This window comes from Marinobacter bryozoorum, assembly GCF_023156245.1.
GTDB lineage: Bacteria > Pseudomonadota > Gammaproteobacteria > Pseudomonadales > Oleiphilaceae > Marinobacter > Marinobacter bryozoorum.
Window position 1 is genome coordinate 44,353 of the sequence record NZ_JAKZAH010000016.1, and the last position, 24,261, is coordinate 68,613.

24 protein-coding genes are annotated in these 24,261 nt (G+C 56.7%); 9 read left to right on the forward strand and 15 right to left on the reverse strand.

Features of this window, described 5'->3' with window-relative positions; translation table 11 throughout:
* Positions 1-133: 133 nt before the first annotated feature.
* Together MLC59_RS10615 and MLC59_RS10620 are read right to left on the reverse strand one after the other, a co-directional pair.
* Positions 134-391 (reverse strand): TIGR02647 family protein, encoded by a 258-nt coding sequence (locus tag MLC59_RS10615; protein WP_248234128.1) that lies wholly within the window; start codon positions 389-391, stop codon positions 134-136.
* Between the two features lie 130 nt (positions 392-521).
* Positions 522-2,111: an ABC-F family ATPase gene (locus tag MLC59_RS10620; RefSeq protein ID WP_248234130.1), complete on the reverse strand. Its 1,590-nt coding sequence runs from the start codon at positions 2,109-2,111 to the stop codon at positions 522-524.
* Positions 2,112-2,458: 347 nt separating this feature from the next.
* Between MLC59_RS10620 and MLC59_RS10625 the strand changes: the two genes are divergently transcribed.
* Complete coding sequence (locus MLC59_RS10625; RefSeq protein ID WP_248234132.1) at positions 2,459-2,665, forward strand: cold-shock protein; 207 nt, start codon at positions 2,459-2,461, stop codon at positions 2,663-2,665.
* Positions 2,666-2,797: 132 nt separating this feature from the next.
* On the opposite strand, the gene MLC59_RS10630 is transcribed toward MLC59_RS10625, so the two are convergent.
* The 5 genes from MLC59_RS10630 to MLC59_RS10650 form a co-directional block, all read right to left on the reverse strand.
* Positions 2,798-3,901: a histone deacetylase family protein gene (locus tag MLC59_RS10630; protein WP_248234133.1), complete on the reverse strand. Its 1,104-nt coding sequence runs from the start codon at positions 3,899-3,901 to the stop codon at positions 2,798-2,800.
* A 119-nt stretch (positions 3,902-4,020) separates the two neighbouring features.
* A complete protein-coding gene (locus MLC59_RS10635) occupies positions 4,021-4,410 on the reverse strand; it encodes a nuclear transport factor 2 family protein (RefSeq protein WP_248234134.1) in 390 nt (129 codons plus the stop codon).
* Positions 4,411-4,562: 152 nt separating this feature from the next.
* Entirely contained in the window at positions 4,563-4,751 is a 189-nt protein-coding gene (locus MLC59_RS10640; RefSeq protein WP_248234135.1) for a hypothetical protein, read from the reverse strand.
* A gap of 92 nt (positions 4,752-4,843) precedes the next feature.
* Positions 4,844-5,521, reverse strand: a complete 678-nt coding sequence (locus tag MLC59_RS10645; RefSeq protein ID WP_248234136.1) for a glutathione S-transferase family protein — start codon at positions 5,519-5,521, stop codon at positions 4,844-4,846.
* A gap of 265 nt (positions 5,522-5,786) precedes the next feature.
* Positions 5,787-5,951 carry a hypothetical protein gene (locus MLC59_RS10650; protein WP_248234137.1) on the reverse strand — a complete coding sequence of 55 codons (165 nt, stop codon included), beginning with the start codon at positions 5,949-5,951 and terminating at the stop codon, positions 5,787-5,789.
* A gap of 418 nt (positions 5,952-6,369) precedes the next feature.
* On the opposite strand from MLC59_RS10650, the gene MLC59_RS10655 reads away from it, so the two are divergent.
* From MLC59_RS10655 to MLC59_RS10670, 4 genes are all read left to right on the forward strand, one after another.
* On the forward strand, positions 6,370-8,496 hold the full coding sequence (locus MLC59_RS10655) for a putative bifunctional diguanylate cyclase/phosphodiesterase (protein ID WP_248234139.1): 2,127 nt from the start codon (positions 6,370-6,372) through the stop codon (positions 8,494-8,496).
* A gap of 148 nt (positions 8,497-8,644) precedes the next feature.
* Positions 8,645-9,472 carry a MipA/OmpV family protein gene (locus tag MLC59_RS10660; protein ID WP_248234141.1) on the forward strand — a complete coding sequence of 276 codons (828 nt, stop codon included), beginning with the start codon at positions 8,645-8,647 and terminating at the stop codon, positions 9,470-9,472.
* A gap of 229 nt (positions 9,473-9,701) precedes the next feature.
* Entirely contained in the window at positions 9,702-10,829 is a 1,128-nt protein-coding gene (locus MLC59_RS10665; RefSeq protein ID WP_248234145.1) for a zinc-binding dehydrogenase, read from the forward strand.
* A gap of 214 nt (positions 10,830-11,043) precedes the next feature.
* Positions 11,044-11,535, forward strand: a complete 492-nt coding sequence (locus MLC59_RS10670) for a hypothetical protein (RefSeq protein WP_248234146.1) — start codon at positions 11,044-11,046, stop codon at positions 11,533-11,535.
* A 99-nt stretch (positions 11,536-11,634) separates the two neighbouring features.
* Here MLC59_RS10670 and MLC59_RS20125 read toward each other — a convergent pair whose 3' ends face one another.
* The gene (locus MLC59_RS20125) at positions 11,635-11,901 is read right to left on the reverse strand and encodes a YetF domain-containing protein (protein ID WP_427901719.1); all 267 of its coding nucleotides are present in this window, start codon (positions 11,899-11,901) and stop codon (positions 11,635-11,637) included.
* Between the two features lie 998 nt (positions 11,902-12,899).
* Between MLC59_RS20125 and MLC59_RS10680 the strand changes: the two genes are divergently transcribed.
* From MLC59_RS10680 to MLC59_RS10695, 4 genes are all read left to right on the forward strand, one after another.
* Positions 12,900-13,379, forward strand: a complete 480-nt coding sequence (locus tag MLC59_RS10680) for a hypothetical protein (protein ID WP_248234147.1) — start codon at positions 12,900-12,902, stop codon at positions 13,377-13,379.
* 47 nt (positions 13,380-13,426) lie between these two features.
* Positions 13,427-14,278 (forward strand): transposase, encoded by an 852-nt coding sequence (locus MLC59_RS10685; protein WP_248234149.1) that lies wholly within the window; start codon positions 13,427-13,429, stop codon positions 14,276-14,278.
* Between the two features lie 504 nt (positions 14,279-14,782).
* A complete protein-coding gene (ltrA, locus tag MLC59_RS10690; protein ID WP_248234150.1) occupies positions 14,783-16,045 on the forward strand; it encodes a group II intron reverse transcriptase/maturase in 1,263 nt (420 codons plus the stop codon).
* An 88-nt stretch (positions 16,046-16,133) separates the two neighbouring features.
* Positions 16,134-17,677, forward strand: a protein-coding gene (locus MLC59_RS10695) for an IS3 family transposase (protein WP_248234152.1) whose coding sequence is annotated in 2 segments (ribosomal slippage) — positions 16,134-16,605 and positions 16,605-17,677 — 1,545 coding nt in all. Because the reading frame shifts where the segments join, the coding sequence is not laid out codon by codon here.
* Between the two features lie 374 nt (positions 17,678-18,051).
* Here the strand turns inward: MLC59_RS10695 and MLC59_RS10700 are convergent.
* From MLC59_RS10700 to MLC59_RS10730, 7 genes are all read right to left on the reverse strand, one after another.
* Entirely contained in the window at positions 18,052-18,309 is a 258-nt protein-coding gene (locus MLC59_RS10700) for a transposase (protein ID WP_248234153.1), read from the reverse strand.
* Positions 18,310-18,638: 329 nt separating this feature from the next.
* Positions 18,639-19,055 (reverse strand): YbjQ family protein, encoded by a 417-nt coding sequence (locus MLC59_RS10705; protein ID WP_248234154.1) that lies wholly within the window; start codon positions 19,053-19,055, stop codon positions 18,639-18,641.
* 323 nt (positions 19,056-19,378) lie between these two features.
* Positions 19,379-19,570, reverse strand: a complete 192-nt coding sequence (locus tag MLC59_RS10710) for a hypothetical protein (RefSeq protein WP_248234155.1) — start codon at positions 19,568-19,570, stop codon at positions 19,379-19,381.
* Positions 19,571-19,618: 48 nt separating this feature from the next.
* A complete protein-coding gene (locus MLC59_RS10715) occupies positions 19,619-19,933 on the reverse strand; it encodes an Ada metal-binding domain-containing protein (protein ID WP_248234157.1) in 315 nt (104 codons plus the stop codon).
* 323 nt (positions 19,934-20,256) lie between these two features.
* Positions 20,257-20,949, reverse strand: coding sequence for a TSCPD domain-containing protein (locus MLC59_RS10720; RefSeq protein ID WP_248234159.1), 693 nt, complete (start codon positions 20,947-20,949; stop codon positions 20,257-20,259).
* A 27-nt stretch (positions 20,950-20,976) separates the two neighbouring features.
* Entirely contained in the window at positions 20,977-23,115 is a 2,139-nt protein-coding gene (locus MLC59_RS10725) for an adenosylcobalamin-dependent ribonucleoside-diphosphate reductase (protein ID WP_248234161.1), read from the reverse strand.
* A 341-nt stretch (positions 23,116-23,456) separates the two neighbouring features.
* Positions 23,457-24,251 (reverse strand): ABC transporter ATP-binding protein, encoded by a 795-nt coding sequence (locus MLC59_RS10730; RefSeq protein ID WP_248234162.1) that lies wholly within the window; start codon positions 24,249-24,251, stop codon positions 23,457-23,459.
* Positions 24,252-24,261 lie beyond the last annotated feature (10 nt).

Sequence of the window (24,261 nt, forward strand, 5' to 3'; positions counted from 1 at the left end):
TGTTACTGATGAACACAGTACGACAAAACCGCTCTGCGGCAAACCGGGAATCGGGTTAAAAGACAGAAAGGGGGGGCTGGCAGCCTGGGTCAGACCCTCTTGCAGGGCCTGACGGTTACCACAGGTTACTTGTTCAGGAAACCGGGTCGCTGGCGTCGCTGGTCAGTACAGCAAGTGTTTTCTGTACAAGTTCGGCCACTTCCGCACCGAGTGGCGTCAGGTAGCCACCATCCTTCTGGGAGATCAGGCCTTTCTGGTACAGGCGTTCGGCTGCCGCTACCACCGCCGGGTCAGCGGAGTGTTGGTGTACCTTGATGCCTTCCTGTGAAGAAGATGAATCGAACAGGGCCAGCAGGTTAATCTCGCTGAGGTGATCGTTGGAAAAGGGCATGGGGTTTTCCTTTTAAATGATGACCGGGGCACGCGTTATCCCGGCGCAAAGCCGGGGAAAGGCCCCAGTCTGTGATTTTTTGCAGTGTCGGTCAGATCGGTGCCCTTGTCCAGACAACCGTATGAACTCCCTACACTGCGACGCCCAGATTCCGGAGGTAGTCGTCGTAGGTGCCGCTGAAGTCGGTGACTCCGTCTGCTGACAGTTCAATGATGCGGGTGGCCAGGCTGGAAACGAATGCCCGATCATGGCTGACGAAGATCAGCGTGCCCGGGTAGTGCTCAAGGGCCAGGTTCAGGGCTTCGATAGATTCCATGTCCAGGTGGTTAGTCGGCTCGTCCATCACCAGTACGTTGGGTTTTTGCAGGATGAGTTTGCCGAACAGCATGCGCCCCTGCTCACCACCAGAAATTACCTGGACCGACTTACCGATGTCATCGTTGGAGAACAGCATGCGACCAAGCGTGCCGCGGACTAGCTGTTCACCTCCGTCGGTCCACTGTGACATCCAGTCATAGAGGTTGTCTTCGCTGGCAAAGTCATCGCCGTGTTCCTGGGCAAAGTAACCCACCTGGGCCGCATCCGCCCATTTGACAGTGCCTTCACGGGGGGGCAGGTCACCGACCAGGGTGCGCAGCAGGGTGGTCTTGCCAATGCCATTGGGGCCGATAATGGCGACACGTTCACCGGCTTCGATCTGCAGGTCCAGGTTGCGGAACAACATCTCGTCGTCAAAGCCCTGGCTGACCTTCTCTGCCACCACGGCCTGGCGGTGCAGTTTGCGGTGCTGTTCAAAGCGGATAAAGGGACTCATCCGGCTGGACGGCCGGATTTCTTCCAGCTGGATCTTGTCGATCTGTCGGGCCCGGCTGGTGGCCTGCTTGGCCTTGGACGCATTGGCGGAAAACCGGCTGACGAAGGTCTGCAGCTCCGCAATCTGGGCCTTCTTCTTGGCGTTGTCTGCCTGGATGCGCTCCCGGGCCTGGGTAGCGGCGGTCATGTACTCGTCGTAGTTGCCCGGGAACTGGCGCAGCTCACCATAGTCCAGGTCAGCCATATGCGTACAAACGCTATTCAGGAAATGACGGTCGTGGGAGATGATGATAATCGTGCTGTCACGGGCGATGAGAATCTGCTCCAGCCAGCCGATGGTGTTGATGTCCAGGTGGTTGGTTGGCTCATCCAGCAGCAATACATCGGGGTCGGAGAACAGCGCCTGGGCCAGCAGTACACGCAGTTTCCAGCCGGGAGCGATCTCACTCATGGGGCCGTTGTGCTGCTCGAGCGGAATGCCCAGGCCAAGCAGGAGTTCCCCTGCACGGGACTCGGCGGTATAGCCATCGAGTTCCGCGTATTCATTCTCCAGCTCACCCACGGCCATGCCGTCTGCTTCGGTCATTTCTGCCTGGCCGTAGATACGCTCCCGCTCGGCGTGCACCTGCCAGAGGCGCTCATGGCCCATGATGACCGTGTCCAGTACCGAATAGTCTTCATAGGCGAACTGGTCCTGGCGCAGTTTGCCCAGACGCACATCCGGTGCAAGCATGACCTGGCCGCTGGAGGGCTCCAGTTCACCGCCAAGAATCTTCATGAAGGTGGACTTGCCGCTACCATTGGCGCCGATCAGGCCGTAGCGGTTGCCGCCGCCGAACTTGACGGAAACGTTTTCGAACAGGGGCTTGGCCCCGAACTGCATGGTGAGGTTTGCGGTAGAAATCAAAAGAAACATTCCTGGGAGGAAGAGGGCGACCCGGCAGGAGGGGGACTGCCCGAAAAATTGGGTGCGTAGTGTACAGGTAGTCGCCGAGTGTTGATAGCCTGGTAACGGCAATCCGGGTTCAGGGGTTTGTACTTATAAAATAAATTAGGTAATGGGGACTTTATGCGGTACTGTGGGTGGGTAGAAAAGATTTGTTTCGAACTTCAAGAATAAGACGTTTCTCTGGTTATTACTGGTAGTCCACCGTCCTGTTTTCGAGTCTTCATATTTTTTCCGCATACCGCTGACCAGTCATTATTCAAATGTGCTGGCGGCAACCAAAATTAATGATTACAGGATAATCTTATATGTCTCTTACTACCGGCACAGTCAAGTTCTTCAACGAAGCAAAGGGTTTTGGTTTTATCACTCGTGAAAGCGGCCCGGACGTTTTTGTTCACTTCAGCGCCATCCAGGGCAGCGGTTTCAAAACCCTGGCCGAAGGCCAGCAGGTTGAGTTCAACGTCAGCGACGGCCAGAAAGGCCCGCAGGCGGACAATGTAGTCGCTATCTGATATAGCCAACTACATGATCTGAAAAAGGCAGCTTCGGCTGCCTTTTTGCTTTGTGTCTGAAATAAAAGCCGCTGTTCTGGCTCCCGTGCCGTTAGACTGTAGCAGCTTGCCGGTGTGCTTGATATCCGGGTATCAGGTTTCTTCACCGAAGGCCGAGCGATGGAACGCCAGGGCCTCCTCAGCCTCCGCAATACCGGGTTCCTTCAGAACGGGCGCCTCGCCGCCGGCGAGAACTTCCAGAACGGCATGGACACCACGGCCCAGGGAGGTCAGGTTATAACCGCCCTCCAGAACGCAGGCGACCCGCCCCTGGCAGTGCCGGTCCGCGATGTCCCGGACAATGCTGGCCATCATTCTGAAACCGTCATAGGACACGTTGAAAGCCATATCGTTGCGGTGGGGGTCGAACCCGGCTGAGACCAATACCAGGTCTGGCTTGAAGTAATCAGCGGCAGGTACCAGGATCTCCCGGAAAACCTTTTCAAAAGCGATGTCACCCGCCGCCTCCGGCAGGGGAACGTTGATGGTGTAGCCTTCCCCCATACCCTCACCCACGTCCTGTAACAGTCCGGAGCCGGGATAGAAGGGTGCCGCGCAGTGGGTGTCAAAGAACAGCACATCGGGGTCTGCCCAGAAGATTTCCTGGGTGCCGTTGCCATGGTGGGCATCCCAGTCGACGATCAGAATGCGCTCGCAGCCGAGTTTCGCATGGGCATGGGCCGCTGCTATGGCGACGTTATTGAGCAAGCAGAAGCCTCGGGCACGTACCGGCTCGGCATGGTGGCCTGGTGGTCGCACCAGGGCAAACGCACTGTCAGACTTCCCGGCCATGACGCTCTCTACGGCGGCAATGGCATTGCCTGCAGCCGTGGTAGCGGCATGGATGCTGTCCGGTGATACGGCGGTTGTGTCCCTGTCCAGCCAGGCGCGTTGGCCCTCCAGAGAGAAAAGGTGGTCCAGGTAGGAGGTGGTATGAACCCGGGAGAGCTGTTCATAGGTTGCCGGAGCAGCACCCTGCTCAATTCGCACGCCGGGCACCGGGTAGTTGTCCAGCCAGGCCTTGATTGCAGACAACCGGCCCGGATGCTCCGGGTAACTCCACTTGAACTCCAGGTTCTGAAGAATCGACCGAACACGTTTCTCAACCCGGCTCGGAATGAACGGCAGGTCAACCTGGGGGTTGTGTCCCAGCATGACCTCATCATAAAAGACACTGACAGTTCGATCGCCTATCACGGGGCTTTCCCTTCCCAAATGTTGGATTATCTCCCTTCAGCCTAGTCTGCCCGGGGCCGAATTGGGAGGAAATCAACGATGAGTGGGGGTAGGGCCAGGGCCTTGCTGGCCTGTAGCGTTTACTGGCTGGTATCAACAGCGGTGGGGAGGTTGCCGCCCAGCATGTTTTCCACAACAGCGGCGTTATAGAACGCTTCCACTGTGTGAATCCGGTCACCCCGAACACGGAACCAGAGGGCAAGCCTTACATCCCCGATCGGCTCGAAGTGAGTCTGGTAATCGAGGATGGCGAAGACATGCTCGCCGTCGGCGCTAAGCTGGCGGACAATCAGGTCCTTCTGTATGGCCGCCATGCCAAACTGGTAAGCCAGCATGTCGTCGCGACTGAGGAAGCGCATATTGGGGCCAACATATTCGAAGCCGTCGGTGGCCAACAACTCTTTTGCCTCATCAAAATGCTGGGCATGAATGCGGGCAATAAAATCAGCCACGAGATCTTTGGGTTTCATGAAGGGGTTCCCTTTAGAGTCAAGTACCATCGATCCACCGGCAAGGGGCTCCGATTCAACAAGGCTCCGGTGTTCCGGACCTATGTTCCATGCGACGCCGGGTGATGGGCGATCAATTGATGCGAGATTTTCAGCCGCGAGGCAACATGCCGTCAACCCCGGTTCTTGTCGAAGTCATCAAGCGCAGCTTCGTTGACTGTCGGGGCTGGCGTCATGGGCCTGAAGGGCTCGCCGTTTTCGTCCGGTAACTGATAGTCATAAGCCGCCTGAAGGCCCCCCAATACGAAACTGATAGGCGGCAGTGCGCCAATCAGGCCGATCACATCTGATGAAAGGTCCACTGCCCCCGTATCGAGGGTGGCCTCAGGGCCCGGGCAAAGTGCTCCGGGCGCCGGTGTGTTTCAGCGGTGAAGAAGTGTTGGGGCAGGGCGGATCAGGAGCCGTAGAGTGCCTTCAGGTGAGCCATGAACTGTGGCCTGTTCTCGGCAGCATCGGCCTGGACTTTCTGCACAGCCGGTCTTTCTGCCATGCGCTTGAGATAGGCGAGCAGTCCTGGCACTTCGGCCAGCGGGTCACGGTCCAGGAAGACCTTGCCAACATTACGTACAATCGGAAGGTTCAGAATCGCGCCGATATCCGCCACGGTGAATTTGTCGCCATAGGCAAACTGGTCAAAGGACGAAAGTTTGGGCAATGCCGCTACGGCCTTGTTGAGTCCGCTCTCAACCTCTTTCAGCACGGCAGGATCAGGTTGGGTGCCGCCGATAAGGTTCGGGATCAGGCGTCGGGCCACCAGTTCGAAATAGAGCTCGATGAATTGCGACAGCTCCTGGACCTTGGCCACGTCAAACGGCGACTCGGGCAGCAGGGAAGGCTCAGGGTAGGCCCGTTCGATGTATTCCAGGATAGCTCGGGACTCGCTGATAAAGCCTTCAGGTGTCTCCAGGGCAGGTACTTTGCCGAGGGGGCTTTTGTCCAGGTATTCGGGCTTGTATTTCGGACCGACGCCAGTGTAGGAAAGCACTTCCTCAAACTCGATACCTTTTTCCAGAAGCGCGAGCTTGGGCACGTTGTAGTAGTTACTGGCAGAAAAGCCGTGGAGTTTGATCATTGTTGTATCCGCAGTTGGTGGTCTGGTCTGGAGGCTTTGTAGTATAGGGTTTTCGGATCACAGAACGCCACCGGCAAGGCGCGGTAACCAAGGAGGGATCAGGCAGGATAGGGTGATCGGCAAGGGCGAGGCACAACCGGCGCCCGAGGCTGGCGCTGTCCAGGTTTCCGGAGCCGGACTACCAGAAGCCCGGGGCCATACTGTCTAACTTCGCCAGGCTTCACAACGGGTAGCTGGCTGCAGGAAGCCAGAGAGTTTGCCGTTATTATTTATTAGCTTTCAGGTTAATGTGTTTTGAACCTGTAGGGTAAAGCTGTCCACTTTTGCCCTTGTTTACATACTCAACAGCACCGCCTGATTTCAAAAAAGCAGCGGTCTGCTCCTCGATCATTTCCCTAGTTAATGTGGCTTTTACCGGTTTCTTGCTCATTTTATTCTCCAGGTTAACGGCTGCCTTTTGCCACCGTCAAACGACCATCTTATCTGAAACGGGAAAATATTGCTGGACTATATGTTCTAAGGCGGCGAACGCCTTGCGTAGGGGTGGGGTTTTCGTAGCCTCGGTTATAGCAATGTCAGTCAAAATACAGGGGGCCATAACCGAGACCAGGTGTGGCTACATTATTTCGGACCGGAAGGGCCCAGACATCACTGCGGGTGCCTGGGCCCTGGGTGTACCTCTCTCCGGTCTCGAGCGGATCAGCGTTTGCAGCTGACCGGGCAGCGTCATTGAGATGTAAAGGCGCTGGCTGTTTGCTGGTTTCGTGCGGTGGAGCAAACCCCTGGATCTTGTATCGATAACTCCAAAGCGTTAACTTTGCCAGAAACAAAAAGAGCCCATCACATGAATGCGCATTGCCTGGCTGTACACTATGGCTGACTCGCTAACGAGCCCGGAAGGAACGCGGGAGCAAGATCTGATCGCCCTGTTGGGGCAACTTCCCGTGGCCTGCATGCTCGTGAGCGCGACCGACGATATCGTGGTGGCCGTCAACCCGGCACTCGAGCATTTACTGGGTTGGAGTGCATCCGGACTAATCGGTCACCATTCCGCCGAGTTGCCACTCTGGGCCAGCCCGAAACAGCGGGACGGCGTTCTCCAGCTACTGTTCACCAGCGGCAGCATTCAGCAACATGAGGCCCGCTTCCAGTGCCATGACGGTCAGTCCAAACCCTGCCTGATCTATGTGGAGCAGGTCCGGATCGGTGACCAGTCCTACCGGCTGGCCATGGTCCATGACATTTCCGAACGCAGCAACGCCGACCGGGAACTGAGGCAGAGCGAAGCCAAGTTTGCGGCCCTGTTCATCGACTCTCCCGAACCCTATGTGCTGTTTGACAAACGCAGTGCGCAAATAACCGAGGTCAACCACCGGTTTACCGAGGTGTTCGGCTACCAGCCCCAGGAGGTGATTGGAAAGACTGCGGCCGAATTCGGTTTCTGGCGCTATCCAAGTAAACGTCCGGCAGTCATAAACAAGCTGTTACGGGATGGCTGTCTGCGCAATGAGTCGGTTGACCTTATTGCCAGGGACGGACGCGTGCTGAATTGCGAGGTGTCCAGCAACTTTATACTGATCGGCAACGAGCCCTGCACGCTGTCCTGCTTCAAGGATGTCACTGAGCAGAGAAGCATCGAGGCGCGGGTTAAGTACCAGGCCTATCACGATGCGCTGACCGATCTCCCCAACCGCCTGTTGCTGCACGACCGGCTGCAACAGCATCTGGCATTGGGTGAACGCCATGGCCTGAGTTGCGCCTTGCTCTTCTTCGACCTGGACCATTTCAAGCGCGTCAACGACTCCCTGGGCCACACCTGCGGTGATGCAGTACTGCAGGAGGTAAGTCGCCGCCTGCAGGCACGGGTACGTAAGGCCGACACGGTCGCCCGCCTGGGTGGCGACGAGTTTGTCATTCTGCTGACCGGCCTGTCCGGCAATCCGGAGCAGAGTGCCGAGCGGGCGCGAGTCAACGCTGCCGAACTCCTCGAGGCCGTGTCTGCACCTATGAATATCGAGGGTCACGGGCTACAGCTGAGCTGCAGCATTGGTATTGCCCTGTCATCCGAGCACGGCAATACGCCGGAGGACCTGCTCAAACATGCCGATACCGCTCTGTATGGGGTCAAGGCCAGTGGACGCAACAACATCGCGTTTTTTGAACCGCAGATGCAGGTGGTTGTCAGCCAGCGCCTGCAACTGGAAGCCGAACTGCGCCAGGCACTGCAGGCGGGGGAATTCCGGTTGCACTACCAGCCACAGGTGGATGCCCGCACGCAACGCATCACCGGTGCGGAGGCCCTGTTGCGCTGGCAGCATCCCGAGACAGGGCTGATCGGCCCGGCTGCCTTTATGCATGCGCTCGAAGAGAGTGGCATGATCCTCGAAGCCGGCCACTGGATCCTGGAGCAGGCCTGCGACTTCCTGGCCCGCCTTCTGGACCGGGAGCTGGTTAGCGCAGACCAGTTCAGCCTCAGTATCAACATAAGCCCCCGACAGTTTCGCCAGGCCGACTTTGTCGCGCAGGTAGCCGCCATCATTGCCCGACAGCAGATCCCCGTGCAGTGCCTGAAACTGGAAATCACCGAAAGCATCATGATCCACAACATATCCGACACGGTGAAAAAGATGAATGAGCTGCGGGACATGGGCGTGCGTTTCGCGATCGATGATTTTGGCACCGGCTACTCGTCGCTGAGCTATCTCAAACGGCTACCGGTCGACCTGCTCAAGATCGACCAGTCGTTCATCAACGACTGCACCCGGGACAGCAACGATGCCGAGATCGTCCGTGCCATCATCGTCATGGCCCGCAGCCTGAACATGGAGTTGATCGCCGAGGGCGTGGAGACCGCTGAGCAGCTTGCCTTCCTGCAGCAGCAGGAGTGCCATACCTATCAGGGCTTCTACTTCAGCCAGGCGGTTAGCGAAGACGCCTTCTGTGCGCTGCTTGGCCCTCCTCCCGCGACCCGTTGATCGCCCCCTATACGCTCCCGTTCGGTACACAGCCTCTGACCTTGTCATTCGTCGCGGATGTCGAATGACATATTTGATCTGTTCTTTCGCCGCCCACGTACTTTCTGCCAGGTTGTTTTCCAACAATTTATAACCGAGCAGAACTAAAATGAAAAAATTCACGGGCGTAGTTTTGGCAATGTGCACTCCGGCATTGTTTGCTCAAACAGCGTTAGCACAGGACGAGAAAACGGCGCTGGTGCCGTTACCCTCGCTGGAAGACTTCACTCGGGGTGAAGACGGCTGGGGCTTCGGGCTGGGCCTGGGTGTTGAATATGAATCTGCCTACGAAGGGTCGGATGAGTTCGGCTTCGAAGCCAGTCCCGCCGGCGCTGTGCAATGGCGCAGGGGTGATAACATCTTCTATTGGGCTGGTGAAGCGCTGGGGTGGCGTGGCCTGCGTTCTGACACCTGGCTTTTACAGGCTTCAGTGGGCTTTGAAGAAGGGCGTGAAGAGAGCGACTCTGATGACGGCCGGCTGGATGGACTTGGCGACACAGATGAGGGTGCTGAATTCGTACTGCAGGCACGTCGTGCGTTCGATGCTGACTGGCGTTACTGGCTGGATGGTCGAATTGTAGCCAGTGAAAATGGAAACCTGGGTATTGTGGGCGTGGGTCGCCGCTTCGGCGAGCAAAAGGACGGAACCGGCTCCGAGTTATCAATCGTGGCGGTTTTTCACGACAGCGACCTTGCCAATGAGCAGTTTGGCGTAGACCCGTCCCAGGCTGCTGCGTCAGGCCTGAGCGAAACCGATCTGAGCGGCGGATTCCGCTCCATTGGGGCCAACTATAATTATCGTGCCTACATCAACGACAACTGGCAGGTTTTCGGCGAAGTGCTCTATGAGCACTATAGCAGCGATATTGCCGATAGCCCGATCGCACGCAACGATTATGAAGCCGAAGTAGGTGTCGGGTTCATTTACGTTTTCTAGGCTCCCGCGTTGATCCGGGGGAGGTAAGCCATGGCGTACGTGAGCCGATAAAGCAATGATACACCCGGTCGCTACGGTATCGACCAGGTGGTGGCGGCTGTAGTACTTGGGTTTGGTATCGGATAGTGTGGCTACTGCCAGGCCGGCATGTGCTGGATACCTGCCCCACTTTATGGGGTAACATCGGTCAGCGACGAGCCATACCCCGCAAACTTTGCAGGAGAAAAAAGTGTCAGATAACAACATCGAACTTACTTCCACCATCAGCGACGACAACAAACTGGAACTTGCCCTGCGTGAGATCGAGATCCCGCAGCCGGGCGAAAACCAGGTGGTTATCCGCGTCGAAGCCGCCCCTATCAACCCGTCTGACCTGGGCGTGATGTTCAGCACGGCTGATATGACAACTGCCAGCCAGTCCGGTAGCGCTGATCGTCCAGTTATCAATGCCGATGTTCCGGCCAAGTTCATGGGCGCGGTTAAAAAGCGTGTTGGCAAGGCGATACCCGTGGGCAATGAAGGCGCCGGTACCGTCGTCGCGGCAGGCTCCTCCGCCGCAGCGCAAAACCTGATGGGCAAAACCGTTGCGTTCATTGGCGGCGGTAGCTACCGCAAATACCTCTGTGCCAATGTGCAAAGCTGTCTGGAACTGGAACCGGGTACGACCGCTGTCGAAGGCGCTTCAAGCTTCGTGAATCCGCTGACGGCATTGGCGATGGTAGAAACCATGCGCGCTGAGGGCCACAAGGCTATCGTCCACGCGGCCGCCGCCTCTAACCTCGGGCAAATGCTCAATCGCATCTGCATCGCTGACGGCATCGACCTGGTCAATATCGTCCGCAAACCGGAACAGGAAGCACTCCTGCGCGACCAGGGCGCCAAGTACGTGGTCAACTCCAGTAGCGACAGCTTCATGGCAGACCTGACCCAGGCACTGATCGACACCGGCGCCACGGTAGCTTTCGACCCGATCGGTGGCGGACGCCTGGCGAGCGATATCCTCACCTGCATGGAAGCCGCCGTCTCTCGCGACATGACGGAGTACAGCGTGTATGGATCTGACATCTACAAACAGGTTTATATCTATGGCGGCCTTGATCGCGGCCCCATCACGCTGAGCCGCAACTTTGGCTTTGCCTGGGGTGTGAACGGCTTTCTGTTGTTCAATGCGCTGGGAAAACTGGGTAAGGAAACCAACATCGCCATGCGCAAACGCGTAGCGGCCGAAATCAAGACTACGTTCGCCAGTCACTACACCCACGAAGTCTCCCTGGCCGGTGCGTTACAACTGGATGCCATCTCGGAGTACGGCAAAATGGCGACCGGTCAGAAGTTTATGATCAAGCCACAGAGCTGACCTTTAGCTACTCGCCGCAAGGGCGAGCCCAGGTAAAAGGCAACCTGCGGATCATTGCCCGTGACCCCTTTGAACCGGGGTCGGGGGCAGTTTTTCACCCCCGGGAGTGCCCGTCCAGATTCCACCCCTTGCTTTAGCAGAAACTAAACTATGTTTACAGGCAGGTGCTGGTTCAAATTCAGCACCACCATGTTTCAGGGGAGGAGGTCTTTGCATGAATCGATATCTCGCGGGTGCGCTTGGCGGGTTGCTCGCCACCGTGCCAATGACCATCAAAATGGAAAAGGGACACCGCAAATTGCCCAGGGAAGAGCAATACCCGTTGCCCCCGCGGGAAGTGACCGAAGACATAACTGACCGGTTACCCGTCCATAAGCCCCGTAGTGACACATCCATGACGCTACTTACCCTGGGGGCGCACTTTCTCTACGGTGCCGCTGCGGGAAGTCTCTGGGGAGCGGTCGCAGACAAGAGTTCCCGTCCGGCGGTCGGTGGTGCGGCATTTGGGGCCGCTGTCTGGGCGGCAGGTTATCTTGGCTGGATTCCCGCTGCAAAAGTGCTGCGCCCGGCAACGCAACACCCGGTCCGACGAAACCTTTTGATGCTGGCGGTACACTGCATGTGGGGCGCTTCCACGGCGGGATGGACCCGGGTGCTGACCGAACCTCGAACTCACGGGTTTGGGCGAAAGGCCCGACGGAGGTAGTGAAGGTTGGCTGATACTCCGGTGGTAAGCGTGACCGTTAAGCGTGGACAGGCATCGAAAGAAGGTCTGTCCCGGTTTCCGGGCCCGACGCTCCGAGTCTTACCCGGTACCGTTCCTACCGTACCGTCGAACGTCCTCCAGGCTGGAAGGCCCGCCGCATGAGCTGCGGCGAACCACGCTCAGGGATCCATCGGTCTCCAGCACGACAGCTTCCACATCGTCCAGGGCCAGAATGCCCGATGACCTGCCCGCCGAGCGCACTTCATCCCGGGTCACCCGGGCCTGGCGAAGCGCCTGGTCCACAAACTGTCCCCGGTAGAGCAGGAGGGTCGGCTCGCCGGTCAGCACCTTGCGTACCCAGCGCAAGCGAAACTGGACCAGGTAACGACAAGCTGAAGCCCGATAAGGAGCGCAAAAGCCACTAGCCCGTTGGTCAGGGATATATTCCGGCTCAATAGCACGGTAGCCAGGGTGGAGCCCAGTGCCACAGTGAGAATCAGGCCAAAGGCGTTCAGTTCTGACTGAGTGCGCCTCCCTGAGGGTCGTAGGAAAACACCAGGAACACGTACGCCAGCACGCCTGCGATGAGCGTGCGCGCCAGCCCGGATCAACCGCTGAAAACCATCTCTGGCATAGGTTATTCCCCAGTATGCTGGTCCGGGCAAGTTCGGGAGACGTTGAACGTATTGAATACCTCTAAACCTAGGTGGGCTTACGTCTTCTGACAAGCTGCGTCCAAGTGTACCTGCCGTGGTGTGCGTCATTTTCCCATGTTACTGAGAGTGGTAATCTTACACCGCCTTGTAGGTGGTTTTTCTGATCTGAAAGTTGGTCTACGGCGCGGGAGATTGACTCCACCGGTTTTGTTTCCTCGCCGCCACATCATTAATGGATTGATTTGCCCATATTCATTTTGGGCCCAAGGAGGATTCTTATGTCTGCCCGTCCCGATACATACACTCTGAAAGTGACCGTTGCCCGGTTGCTGGAACTCTCATACGCTCGCAATGAAGGTCTTACAGCTCGAATTTGCGTGAGGTCGGTCCAGCATCAGTCTCCGTCGCAAGTGACGGCACAGCAACATTGAGGGGCAAGGCGGGTAACGTCACGTTTTCCGCTAGTGAAGTGGTGCAGTCAATTGGTTTTCAGATTCGGCGGATAGGCGTCAACATGGAGGTGACAGAAGACGGCGAACTCGAATATACAGCGAGGTTTATGTTCGCTGGCGCCCTCGCATTATCTGCCCGCGGTACGATCGACGTAGAAGAGCTCATCCTCTCATGCTCGGGCCTTCTGTGCAGGGCTGCCAGGGCTCTGAGGTCCCGGACAGCCAGTACCGACCGGGAAATTGAGAGGGCGCTCAAATGAATCTGGCTCAATTCGTCCGTGGCTCAACGCTTGGGCTGGCGTTTGTGATCGCAGGCTGTGCAGGAAATCCAGGGCAGAAGCTGACAAGTGCCTCCCCGTTACAGGTTGCGTATCAGGAAATGGCAGCCGATTTGAATGCAGATCCCAGCTTGGCAACCTACGAAAAGCATTTGTCTCGCGAACTGCGCAAAGACATGGAAGCGGACCTAGGCCCCGATCGTGATGATCAAATTGAGTTCCTTGCACCTCCGTTCTGGTATGAAGAGGTACAAAACTTCTATGAAGGAATCCGCGATGGAAGACAGTGCCTGACCGTGAACGGTATTTCTGTTGATGGCGACCCGATAAGCGCTGGTATTGAGTATGTGGATGAGCAGGGAGCAAAAAAGATCAGGGCCGTAGAGATAGCTCTCTTTGAGCAGGCGGGGGAATTGCCGTTAGAGGTTTGGTGCCCAGTGCGTCCCGATGAAATTTGAGCGACCCGTAAGAGAGTAACACCGACAACAGAGTGGAAAGGATTTCCATGACACGTCCAAGGGAACAACTCGTTTCGATCGCCGACACACCGTACTACCATGTTGTATCTCGGTGCGTACGTCGCACCTTCCTGTGTGGCTACGACCGGGACACCGGCAGGAACTACGAACACCGTCGGCAATGGATTGAAGACCGGATTCGAATTCTGTCATCCCTGTTTTCGATCGATATCTGCTCGTATGCGGTGATGAGCAACCACTATCATCTGGTTGCAAAGCTGTCTCCGGAGTCGGCGGCGGAGTGGGATGACGACGAGGTCCTGGCTCGTTGGAGCAGCCTGTACAAAGGACCGCTGATTATTCAGCGTTACCTCAAAGGTGAGTCGCTGGCCAGTGCCGAGCGCCGGTTCCTGGAGCGCACTGTCGCCGTCTACCGAAAGCGGCTTACGGAACTCAGCTGGTTCATGAAATGCCTGAACGAGCCCATTGCCCGTGAAGCGAACCGGGAAGATGACTGCACTGGCCACTTCTGGGAATCCCGTTTTAAATCGCAGGCGCTGCTAACCGAGCAGGCCGTCCTGAGCTGCATGGCCTATGTGGACCTCAACCCGGTTAGAGCCGCCATGGCCGAAACACCGGAATCCTCGGACCACACCAGCATCAAGGAAAGGCTGGCGCCACAGTTTGATCTTGTGCAGGCGATCCAGAACCAGCTGGACTCCGGCTACCTGCGCCAGTTTCCGGTTTCCCTGAAGCCGCTACTGAACTTTGAGGGAAACGAGCGGAATGACCTCCGACGCGGCATTATGTTCAGCCTGCGGGACTACCCTATGTGTCAAGGTAGTTGTGTGTGCCACAGCAGTGCGCACAGTAAGACAGGAGTCATATGTGTAGCATGAGAAGCTGTTGAAATGATGGAGGAATCGACCCTCCGGAGTCTGCCTGCAGGGGCTGGCTTCAAACCATCCTGAGCGGCATTGGCTGAAGACCGTTGTCGTAAGCGTCAGGAGAAAAGGCTCACCCATGTGGTGTGTCAGGTAGGGACCGAGAAGGCGAGCACAAGCGAATCATCGTTCAGGTGTCGAAATTGAAAACGGACATCAAAACCGGGGGCCACAACTATCCCCGGGATAAATCCATCGGAAACCTGCTTACTGGGTGGGTGGTGTCCGGCATAGAGATGGCGCGAGCTCGGTTCAGGCGTTTCAGCGGAACTGTGGGAACTCGAATCCATGATGCCAAGGGAGAGCATCAAGTGAAGAAAAGCAAGATGCAGAGTACCGATGCATGGTTCGAGGACGGATTGGTTCGTAGTAGCGATGATGGGCCTGTAATGGGCTCGGAGCGAAGGAGCCGAGTTGCTTCGGCTGATTCCATGGCCAACTTTATTTTAGGATGAGCCTGTGAACTCAGCGAAACCGTTTGATATTTCCAAGCGCCAGGTATGGGAGGCGTATCAGCGCGTTAAATCAAATCGAGGTGCGGCCGGTGTAGATGGCCAGACGATTCAGGACTTTGATCGAGACTTGAGCAAGAACCTCTATCTGATTTGGAATCGGATATCGTCCGGCAGCTATTTCCCGCCGGCCGTCAAAGCAGTTCCAATTCCGAAGAAAAGTGGAGGGGAAAGATTGCTCGGGGTACCCACGGTTAGCGATCGTATAGCGCAAACTGTGGTTACTATGACGCTGGAACCTATCCTGGAACCTGTCTTTCATGTGGACTCGTACGGGTATCGGCGCGGGAAATCCGCGCATGATGCGCTTGCGATCACGCGAAAACGGTGCTGGGAAAGGGACTGGGTGCTGGAGTATGACATCCGTGGCTTGTTTGATCATATTGATCATGAGCTATTGCTCAAGGCTCTTGACCACCATTGCTCTGAATCCTGGGTGCTGCTGTATGTGAGGCGCTGGCTAACGGCACCGATGCAGACGAAAGATGGTAAGCAGGAAGGACGGAACGTTGGCACACCACAAGGTGGCCCGTTATCGCCAGTTCTGGCAAACCTGTTTCTGCATTATGCATTGGATCGTTGGCTGACGGTTCATCATCCGGATATCCCATTCTGCCGATATGCAGATGACGGAATACTGCATTGTCGAAGTGAGCGTGAGGCTCAGTATCTGCATTCGCAGTTAGATATGCGGCTAAGACAATGCGGTCTCGAAATGCATCCCGATAAAACGAAAGTTGTGTACTGCAAGGATAGTCGGCGACAAGGAAATCATGAAAACATTAAGTTCGATTTTCTTGGATATACGTTCAGGCCGAGGCGCATCGTCAACCGGAGCGGGAGAAGCTCGCTTGGTTTCACGCCAGCAGTAAGCCGTCAGTCGATGACGTCTATGAGGCAGGCGGTAAGACGATGGCACCTGAACCTTCGAAGCGAGTTATCCATAGACCAGATTGCCAAAGCTTTGGCTCCACGAGTCCGGGGCTGGATCCGGTATTATTGTCGCTTCAGAGGGTCTGAATTTCAGCCGGTAGCAGATCACATCGATCGAGCCATCATTCGATGGGCGATGCGGAAATACAAGCGCTTGCGCGGCAAGAAGATGAGAGCAGTCTCATGGCTTGATCGTATAAAGCGCAAACACCCGAATTTGTTTGTCCACTGGAGTGGACGTGGTGCGTTTGCGGTTGAAGCAATGGGAGCCCGGTGAGCCGAGAGGTTCACGCCGGGTTCTGAGAGCAGCTGAGGGGGCAGTTCCCTTGGCTGACTCACCCGCCTGATGATTTCAGAGGACAACCATGCCCCATTACTCACCGGAACGAAAGGAAGCCATCCTTCAGAAGATGGCCCCACCGCATAGCCTGACTGTGTCTGAGTTGGCCAGGCAGGAAGGCATCAGCACCGCAACCTTGTACAATTGGCGTAAAGCCGCCAGAGAACGAGGTGCCGTTTTGCCGTCGAACTCAGCCACGCCTGAAAGGTGGAGTAGCGAAGAGAAGTTCCGCATTGTTCTGGAGACCGCCCCGATGACCGAGGCGGAACTCGGTGAATATTGTCGCAAGCACGGTCTGTATCCGGAACAAATCGAAGCCTGGAAGACCGCCTGCATGGGTGCCAACGCCCAGTCTGACGAACAAGCCAGGCGTAACCGGAAAGCGGCGACAGACGAGAAAAAGCGCGTCAAAAAGCTTGAATCCGAATTACGTCGTAAGGAAAAAGCCCTGGCTGAAACAGCAGCGCTACTGACGCTGTCAAAAAAAGCCGAGGCGATCTGGGGCCCCAAAGACGAGGACGAATGACCAGCCTCCCGGATCGCCAGCAGGCCGTCGCTCTGATCGAAGAAGCGCAGAGCAACGGAGCCCGGCTGGTCAAGGCCTGTGCCTTGCTACATCTGAGTGTGCGCACCTTCCAGCGCTGGACGGCGGACAAGGCCGTCAAAGCGGACCAGAGACCGGTGGTGCCCAGACCGACGCCGACGAACAAGCTGACGGACGAGGAGCGTCAGGCTGTGGTGTCACTCAGCAATCAAAAGAAATACCAGAGCTGTCCGCCGGCATTCATCGTTGCGGACCAAATGGATCAGGGGCATTACCTAGCGTCGGAGTCGACCTTCTACCGTGTGCTGCGGGAACACGGTCAGGTTAACCCCAGAGGCCGCCAGAGAGCCCCACAGCCCAAGCGGCAGGCGACCACGCATAAAGCTACGGAACCCAACCAACTGTGGTCGTGGGATATCTCGTGGCTGCCGGGACCGGCACGAGGCACCTGGTTCTATCTGTACCTGATGCTGGACGTCTACAGCCGCAAGATCGTTGGTCACGAGGTCTACCAGAGTGAAACGGGTGAGCTGGCCAGCGAGTTCATCGAAAAGGCGTACTGGCGCGAGCACCTGGCAGTCAGGGAGAAGCCTCTTGTGCTGCACTCGGACAATGGCAGCCCCATGAAGGCCTCGACCTTCCTGGAAAAGCTGTACGACCTGGGCATTACGCCCTCAAACAGCCGGCCCCGAGTGAGCAATGATAACGCCTACTCGGAGTCGCTGTTCAAAACCCTGAAGTTCCGACCAGGGTTCCCGGTCAATGGCTTCAGCACCATCGAGGACGCCCGTGACTGGGTGCTGGCCTTCGTGCGCTGGTACAACACCGAGCACCGTCACAGCGCCTTGAATTACGTAACACCTCAGCAGCGTCACGATGGCGAGGCTGGTCAGATCCTGGCTCAGCGCAAACAGGTGATCGAGGCTGCGAAGGCCAAGAACCCGCGGCGCTGGTCCGGTGATATCCGAAACTTCAGCTTGCCGGAATCAGTGACCCTGAATCCGGAAAAGGCGGCGAACTGTTAAAGAGCTGATGACTTAAACGCGACAACTACGTTGACAGACTCCGACTACCTGGAACTGGTTGATTACACCGGCCGGATTATCCGCCCTTCAAAGCGCGGCTATATACCTGACACCAAACCGCCGATCCTAAACCGCCTGGGCCTCTCGCTCGACGAATGGCTTCAGGAGGCCTGCGAATTCGAAGCGCGCTACGCTCAGAACCTGCGGGCAGAGCAGGGCAGGCGACGACGAGCTGTATAACGCCCCCCACCCTTTAAGTCGAAATATCGGAACTGGCCATGGCCAGCGCCATCGCGTGCGTTAAATTCGGCGATTAATGCCTGATTGTCGCAAAATTGGTCAAAACATAGCCAACGATGCTATGCAGAGTGCGATCACGACTGGAGCGGCAGTCTCGGCACGCGGTTTATTGGTTTTCTTTCTTGGCAGTGCCTGTCCCTGCATTTCGCTGCATTTTCGCTTTCGAAGAGGTCGGGAGCGTTCTCCAGCAGCTCGCGCTTCCAGGTACTGACCATGGTGGGGTGAATCTGGAAACGGGCGGCAATTTCGGATGTGGTCTGGTCACCCTTGAGGGCGGCCAGAGCAACTTTGGACTTGAATGATGCGCTGTATTGCTTGCGTTTCTTGCTCATGATTCTCCTCCTTGTGGAGATGATGAATCAGAGCTTAGGCACCTGTCCAAAATTTGGGGTCCACTTCATTCCAGTCCCAGATATTGTTTTTCCAAACTGGCCTCAGCCAGGAGGCCCGCGCGAACTCAATTCGTCGATCTACGCCTGATTGTCGCGAAACTGGTCAAAATACAGACAAAGATGCAGGGCTGCGTGCGATCACGACTGGAGCGGCCGCCTCCGGACGCGGTTTGTTGGTTCTTTTCTTAGCAGTGCCTGTCCTTGTTTGTTCGTGCCTGTCCTTGTTTGTTCGTGACTTGGTTGAGACCGAGGCTCAGAAGGTTGAAGAGTTATTTTTCCAGCTTGACGGCTGTCCCTGAGGCAACCAGGAACAACATTGATTTGTTGCCACCAGATATTTCACTGTAGTCTAAATCAATGCCAACAACTGCATCAGCACCAATAGAGGCAGCCTCTCTACGAAGTTCATTCAAAGCGTAGATTCTGGCATCTCGCAAGGAACTTTGAGTGGCTTTACTCCGGCCTCCAAAAAAATCTCTACCAGCAGAGAAGATATCTTTAAATATATTCATGCCCAGAACACACTCTGCAGTAATAATGTCCAGGCGCTCAGCAATTGGTAAATGTATGACACTTTCCGTAGTCAACACGACTCTGGCTTCGGTGTCCGATAACACGTCTTGACCGTCAGCCTCTTTATTATGCTTTTCGACACAGTCTTTACAAACGTCACCCTTTGCTGCCATAAATCCGAGATCTCGCCCACACTCTGCACATCTTGCCATTGGAACCCCCTTTCTGAGTTGTAAGTTCAGTGTACACCACATAACGCTTGCAGCATGCGCATCCTTGAAATGGAATCGAAGGCGTAATGTAAAAGGCGTCGCCTTGCCTGTACTGGTGTACGCCCAGCATGGGCATGAACTAATGGGATGAAAATACCCTGTGGGAAGATCACCGTCCAGCGCTGGAAGGTGCGTACACTAGGCACAGGCCTTGACCAGCCGGGCTCTGTTGCTCTGCGCTTCCTCGATCAGAGCGACGGCCTGCTGGCGATCCGGGAGGCTGGTCATTCGTCCTCGTCTTTGAGGCCCCAGATCGCCTCGGCTTTTTTTGACAGCGTCAGCAACGCTGCTGTCTCAGCCAGGGTTTTTTTCTTGCGCCGTAATTTTGGTTCAAGCTTTTTGACGCGCTTTTTCTCGTCTGTCGCCGCTTTCCGATTACGCCTGGCTTGTTCGTCAGACTGGGCGTTGGCACCCATGCAGGCGGTCTTCCAGGCTTCGATTTGTTCCTGGAAACCGGGACAGATTTATTTACTAGGGGGCAACTGTTGCCAAGGATAGCCGTCCTTCCCCCCTGGCCCAGATTTCCATTCTTTATAACGCGATACCATGCACCGCCCGCACGGCCTGTAGCCCGCGTGAATGGCATCTTGTTCATTCGCAAAGAAGACACGATGTTCTGCATAGCCTTTAGAGAGCGCTCCTTTGGCCGCAGAGCAATCCAATCGACCGTAAATTCGCGCTTTGGAGTTGCCACCCAGAGAGCCAGGCGTTTTGCTGATGACGGTAGTTCCGTCTGCGGACAATAATTTATAGGTCTTCACTGATACTCCCTTACCCATAACAGTTTATTCTACGACAAAAATGGTGATATACGTGGGCGTCGCCGCTGCCAGTATTCACAAAAATACGCTTATAATTCATAGGTGTGCCATAACATTCGATCCCCGAAACAGCATATCCATTCCAAAGAATACGACAAACTGTCGGTAGATTCCGGATATACCGACAAAACGGGCTGGATATCCGGCAGATATCCAGATTAAACATCATTGCCCGACCATAAACAGCATCACGCAATGCCCCAACTGGCGATCCAATCAAAAAAGCCCGATCAGCTATACCGACCGGGCTCCTCGCACTACGTCACCTGTCTACTAACCCCTCAACCGCATTTGGAGTCGCCACACGAAAGACAAGTAGCACATCCATCCATAATAACCACAGCCTTGGTATTACACTTGTTACAAAGCGTGGAATTGGCCGGGTACTCACTGGCGCTTTCATCGTTGGATGGCGTCTTCTGAGCCGTTTCAAACTCCGCCCGCTTCTCCGCCAGGATGCGCTTGGTCACTTCGCTCATCTCTTCACTTTCGATGAGACCGATGGCCTTCAGGTGCCGCTCGATGACAGCGCCGATCTCGGCGACCAGGGACGGCATGAACACGCCGCCTTTCTTGAAGTAGCCGCCGTTGGGGTCATAGACCGAGCGCAGCTCTTCCACCAGGAAGGTAACATCGCCGCCCTTGCGGAACACGGCGGAGATAACCCGGGTGAGGGCGATCACCCACTGGAAGTGCTCCATGGACTTGGAGTTGATGAACACCTCGTAGGGCTGCCGGCTTTCGTGGTCGGTGCCTTCGTTGAGGATGATGTCATTGATGGTGATGTACATCGCGTGCTCGGCCACCGGCGGCTTGATCTTGTAAGTGGTGCCCAGCAGGAAGTCCGGCCGTTCGATGTTCTCGTTCATCGTGATCGGGTTGGGGCCTTTCTGCTCGGGGGCCGGTGCCTGGGCCTCCGGGTCTGCCTTCTTGACCCGGTAGCCGACGATCTTGTTGGTAATCTTTGCAGTCATGGTCATAAGTTCCTGTCAGTTCCCGGATCAGTATTTGCCGTAGGTCCCTTCTTTGAGGGCGTCGAAGAGGTTGGCGGCGGTGTGGATTTCGCCGTCGTACTCGATCTGTTCGTTGCCTTTGAAGGTCACTTTGCTGCCGTCGTCCAGGGTGAACTCGTACAGCGTGCTCTCCAGGTCGGATTCCTTCACCAGTACGCCCTGGAAAGCTTCCGGGTTGAAGCGGAAGGTAGTGCAACCCTTCAGGCCCTGCTCATAGGCGTACATGTAGATGTTCTTGAAGTCCGGGTACGCGAAGTCTGTGGGCACGTTGGCGGTCTTGGAGATGGACGAGTCCACCCACTTCTGGGCCGCGGCCTGGATGTCCACGTGCTGGGTCGGGGTAACGTCGTCCGACGTGGTGAAGTAGGACGGCAGTTTCTTGTCGGCATCGTCGGAGAACGGCATCGCCCCGGCGTTGATCAGGTGACGGTAGGCCAGTAGTTCGAAACTGAATACGTCCACTTTCTCCTTGGTCTTGCGACCCTCCCGGATGATGTTGCGGGAGTAGTGATGGGAGAAGCTCGGCTCGATGCCGTTACTGGCGTTGTTTGCCAGTGACAGGCTGATGGTGCCGGTGGGCGCGATAGAGGTGTGGTGGGTGAAACGGCCACCTTTCTCGGCCAGTTTCTCCACCAGTTCCGGCTCCACGTCAGCGATGCGCTTCATGTAGTTGCTGTATTTGGCGTGGAGGATACGGCCTTTGACCTTGTCACCCACCTTGTAGCCGTCGTCGGCCAGCTGCGGGCGCCAGGCCATCATCTTGGGGGTGATTTCAAACTCTTCGTCCATGATAGGCGCCGGGCCTTTCTCTTCGGCCAGGGCCAGGGACTGGCGCCAGCCTTCCACAGCCATTTCGCGGACCACTTCCTCGGTGAACTGTACGGATTCGTCAGAGCCATAGGGCATGCGCAGCATGGCCAGGGTAGAGCCCAGGCCCAGGATGCCCATGCCGTGACGGCGCTTGTTCATGATTTCGTGGCGCTGTTCTTTCAGGGGCAGGCCGTTGATCTCTACCACGTTGTCCAGCATGCGGGTGAAGATGGCCACCACCTGGCGGTACTTCTCGTAGTTGAAGCTGGCCTTGTCGGTGAAGGGGTTCTCCACGAACTTGGTCAGGTTGACCGAGCCCAGCAGGCAGCTGCCGTAAGGGGGCAGGGGCTGCTCGCCGCAGGGGTTGGTGGCACGGATTTCCTCGCAGAACCAGTTGTTGTTCATCTGGTTCACCTTGTCGATGAGGATGAACCCGGGCTCGGCGTAGTCGTAGGTGGAGGTCATGATGGTGTCCCAGATGAACTGGGCCTTCACCGTACGGTAGATACGACAGGCCACCTTGCCTTCGTCGTTGCTGACGTAACCTTCCTGCACCGGGAAGTCACGATAGACGAACTGGCTGGCATCGTTCAGGTCCAGGCCTTCGTCCTCGGCTTCCTTGGCGGTGACCGGGAAGGACAGGTGCCAGTCGTCGCCGTTACGCACGGCTTCGATAAAGTCTTCGGTGATCAGCAGGGACAGGTTGAACTGACGCAGGCGGGCGTCTTCACGCTTGGCCTGGATAAACTCGATGACGTCCGGGTGATGCACGTCGAAGGTGGCCATCTGGGCGCCACGGCGGCCACCGGCGGAGGACACGGTGAAGCACATGCGATCGAAGATATCCATGAACGACAGCGGGCCGGAGGTGGTCGCACCGGCGCCAGCTACATAGGCGCCACGGGGGCGCAGGGTGGAGAACTCATAGCCGATGCCACAGCCGGCCTTGAGGGTCAGGCCCGCTTCGTGGTTCTTTTCCAGGATGTCGTTCATGGAATCCTGGATGGTGCCCGACACGGTACAGTTGATAGTGGAGGTGGCCGGCTTGTGGGCCTCCGCACCGGCGTTGGAGGTGATCCGACCGGCCGGGATGGCGCCATTCTGAAGGGCCCAGATGAACTCCTTCATGTAGTGGTCACGCTTGCCCTTGGACTCGACTTCCGACAGGGCCCTGGCGACCCGTTTGTAGGTGTCGTCGATGGTGCGGTCTACAGGTTCGCCGGTCTTGGTTTTCAGCTGGTACTTGCTGTTCCAGATGTCCAGTGAGGCATCCTGCATCGGAATATCTGTGGTTACTACCTGTAGTTTCGCGCTCATCTCCACCCTCGGTTATGCCTGATTTTTTATGGTCCGAACGCCGCCATAACGGCGCTCACTGCGGGTTTGGCGAGCCTGTCGGGGCTTTGGGCCAAACACTATATCTAGTTGGGATGTGCGGGAGTATAGACACTATATAGTGTTGTGTGAAGAACGGAGGGGCTATTAAAAGAGGGCTGATGGTGCAAAAAAATTATCGTGAAAAGCTTGCAACAGCGGTAGGCCAGACGGGGCAAGGCTTCCCGTATTTATGAGTGCCAGGCCGACAGATTCTCCAAATTGTGAAGCAGGGCACTGTGCTGGTCAGGCCCTGCTCACATTGGCCAGGAGGTGATCAGCGGTCAGCCCAGCAGCAGGCTGTCGTCTTCCACTTCCAGGCCGCGTTGCTTCTCGAACAGGTCCAGCAGGTCTTTCACCTCAAGCCCCTCCCGCTCGGGCCCGGCAATGTCGAACACCACCTGGCCCTGATGCAACATCACGGTACGGTCGCCCACCTCCAGCGCCTGTTTCATGCTGTGGGTGACCATCAGCGCCGTAAGTTTCTGCTCGGCGATGATGTCCTGGGTGAGTTCCAGCACGAAGGCAGCGGTTTTCGGGTCCAGGGCGGCGGTGTGCTCGTCCAGCAGCAGGATGGAGGAGGGCGTCAGGCTGGCCATCAGCAGGCTGACGGCCTGGCGCTGTCCACCGGAAAGCAGGCCCATCTTGTTACCCAGGCGGCTTTCCAGGCCCAGGTTGAGCTTGGCGAGGGCCGCCCGGAAGCGCTCCATGTAACTGCGCTTGACCGCGCTGGTGAGCCCCCGGCGCTGGCCCCGCTTGATGGCCAGGGCCAGGTTCTCCTCGATGGACAGACCTTCACAAGTGCCTGCCAGCGGGTCCTGGAATACCCGGGCGACACGGCGGGCCCGTTTGTGGGTGGGCAGCCGGGTGACGTCCTGGCCGTCCACCTCGATACGACCGGAATCGACGATTACCTCCCCCGCCAAGGCGTTGAGAAAGGTCGACTTGCCGGCGCCGTTACTGCCGATCACCGTGACGAATTCGCCCTGGTTCACGGTCAGGCTCATGCCCCGCAGGGCCGGGTTTTCCAGCGGTGTACCCTTGCCAAAGGTCAGCTTGAGGCTGTCTGCACTGATCATGGGGTTACTC

Excerpts from the sequence above, each read along its gene's own strand:
- MLC59_RS10615 (WP_248234128.1), bottom strand. The coding sequence starts at position 391 with ATGCCCTTTTCCAACGATCACCTCAGCGAGATTAACCTGCTGGCCCTG.
- MLC59_RS10625 (WP_248234132.1), top strand. The coding sequence starts at position 2,459 with ATGTCTCTTACTACCGGCACAGTCAAGTTCTTCAACGAAGCAAAGGGT.
- MLC59_RS10635 (WP_248234134.1), bottom strand. The coding sequence starts at position 4,410 with ATGAAACCCAAAGATCTCGTGGCTGATTTTATTGCCCGCATTCATGCC.
- MLC59_RS10645 (WP_248234136.1), bottom strand. The coding sequence starts at position 5,521 with ATGATCAAACTCCACGGCTTTTCTGCCAGTAACTACTACAACGTGCCC.
- MLC59_RS10650 (WP_248234137.1), bottom strand. The coding sequence starts at position 5,951 with ATGAGCAAGAAACCGGTAAAAGCCACATTAACTAGGGAAATGATCGAG.
- MLC59_RS10655 (WP_248234139.1), top strand. The coding sequence starts at position 6,370 with ATGCGCATTGCCTGGCTGTACACTATGGCTGACTCGCTAACGAGCCCG.
- MLC59_RS10660 (WP_248234141.1), top strand. The coding sequence starts at position 8,645 with ATGAAAAAATTCACGGGCGTAGTTTTGGCAATGTGCACTCCGGCATTG.
- MLC59_RS10670 (WP_248234146.1), top strand. The coding sequence starts at position 11,044 with ATGAATCGATATCTCGCGGGTGCGCTTGGCGGGTTGCTCGCCACCGTG.
- MLC59_RS10680 (WP_248234147.1), top strand. The coding sequence starts at position 12,900 with ATGAATCTGGCTCAATTCGTCCGTGGCTCAACGCTTGGGCTGGCGTTT.
- MLC59_RS10685 (WP_248234149.1), top strand. The coding sequence starts at position 13,427 with ATGACACGTCCAAGGGAACAACTCGTTTCGATCGCCGACACACCGTAC.
- MLC59_RS10700 (WP_248234153.1), bottom strand. The coding sequence starts at position 18,309 with ATGAGCAAGAAACGCAAGCAATACAGCGCATCATTCAAGTCCAAAGTT.
- MLC59_RS10705 (WP_248234154.1), bottom strand. The coding sequence starts at position 19,055 with ATGGCAGCAAAGGGTGACGTTTGTAAAGACTGTGTCGAAAAGCATAAT.
- MLC59_RS10710 (WP_248234155.1), bottom strand. The coding sequence starts at position 19,570 with ATGGGTGCCAACGCCCAGTCTGACGAACAAGCCAGGCGTAATCGGAAA.
- MLC59_RS10715 (WP_248234157.1), bottom strand. The coding sequence starts at position 19,933 with ATGGGTAAGGGAGTATCAGTGAAGACCTATAAATTATTGTCCGCAGAC.
- MLC59_RS10720 (WP_248234159.1), bottom strand. The coding sequence starts at position 20,949 with ATGACTGCAAAGATTACCAACAAGATCGTCGGCTACCGGGTCAAGAAG.
- MLC59_RS10725 (WP_248234161.1), bottom strand. The coding sequence starts at position 23,115 with ATGAGCGCGAAACTACAGGTAGTAACCACAGATATTCCGATGCAGGAT.
- MLC59_RS10730 (WP_248234162.1), bottom strand. The coding sequence starts at position 24,251 with ATGATCAGTGCAGACAGCCTCAAGCTGACCTTTGGCAAGGGTACACCG.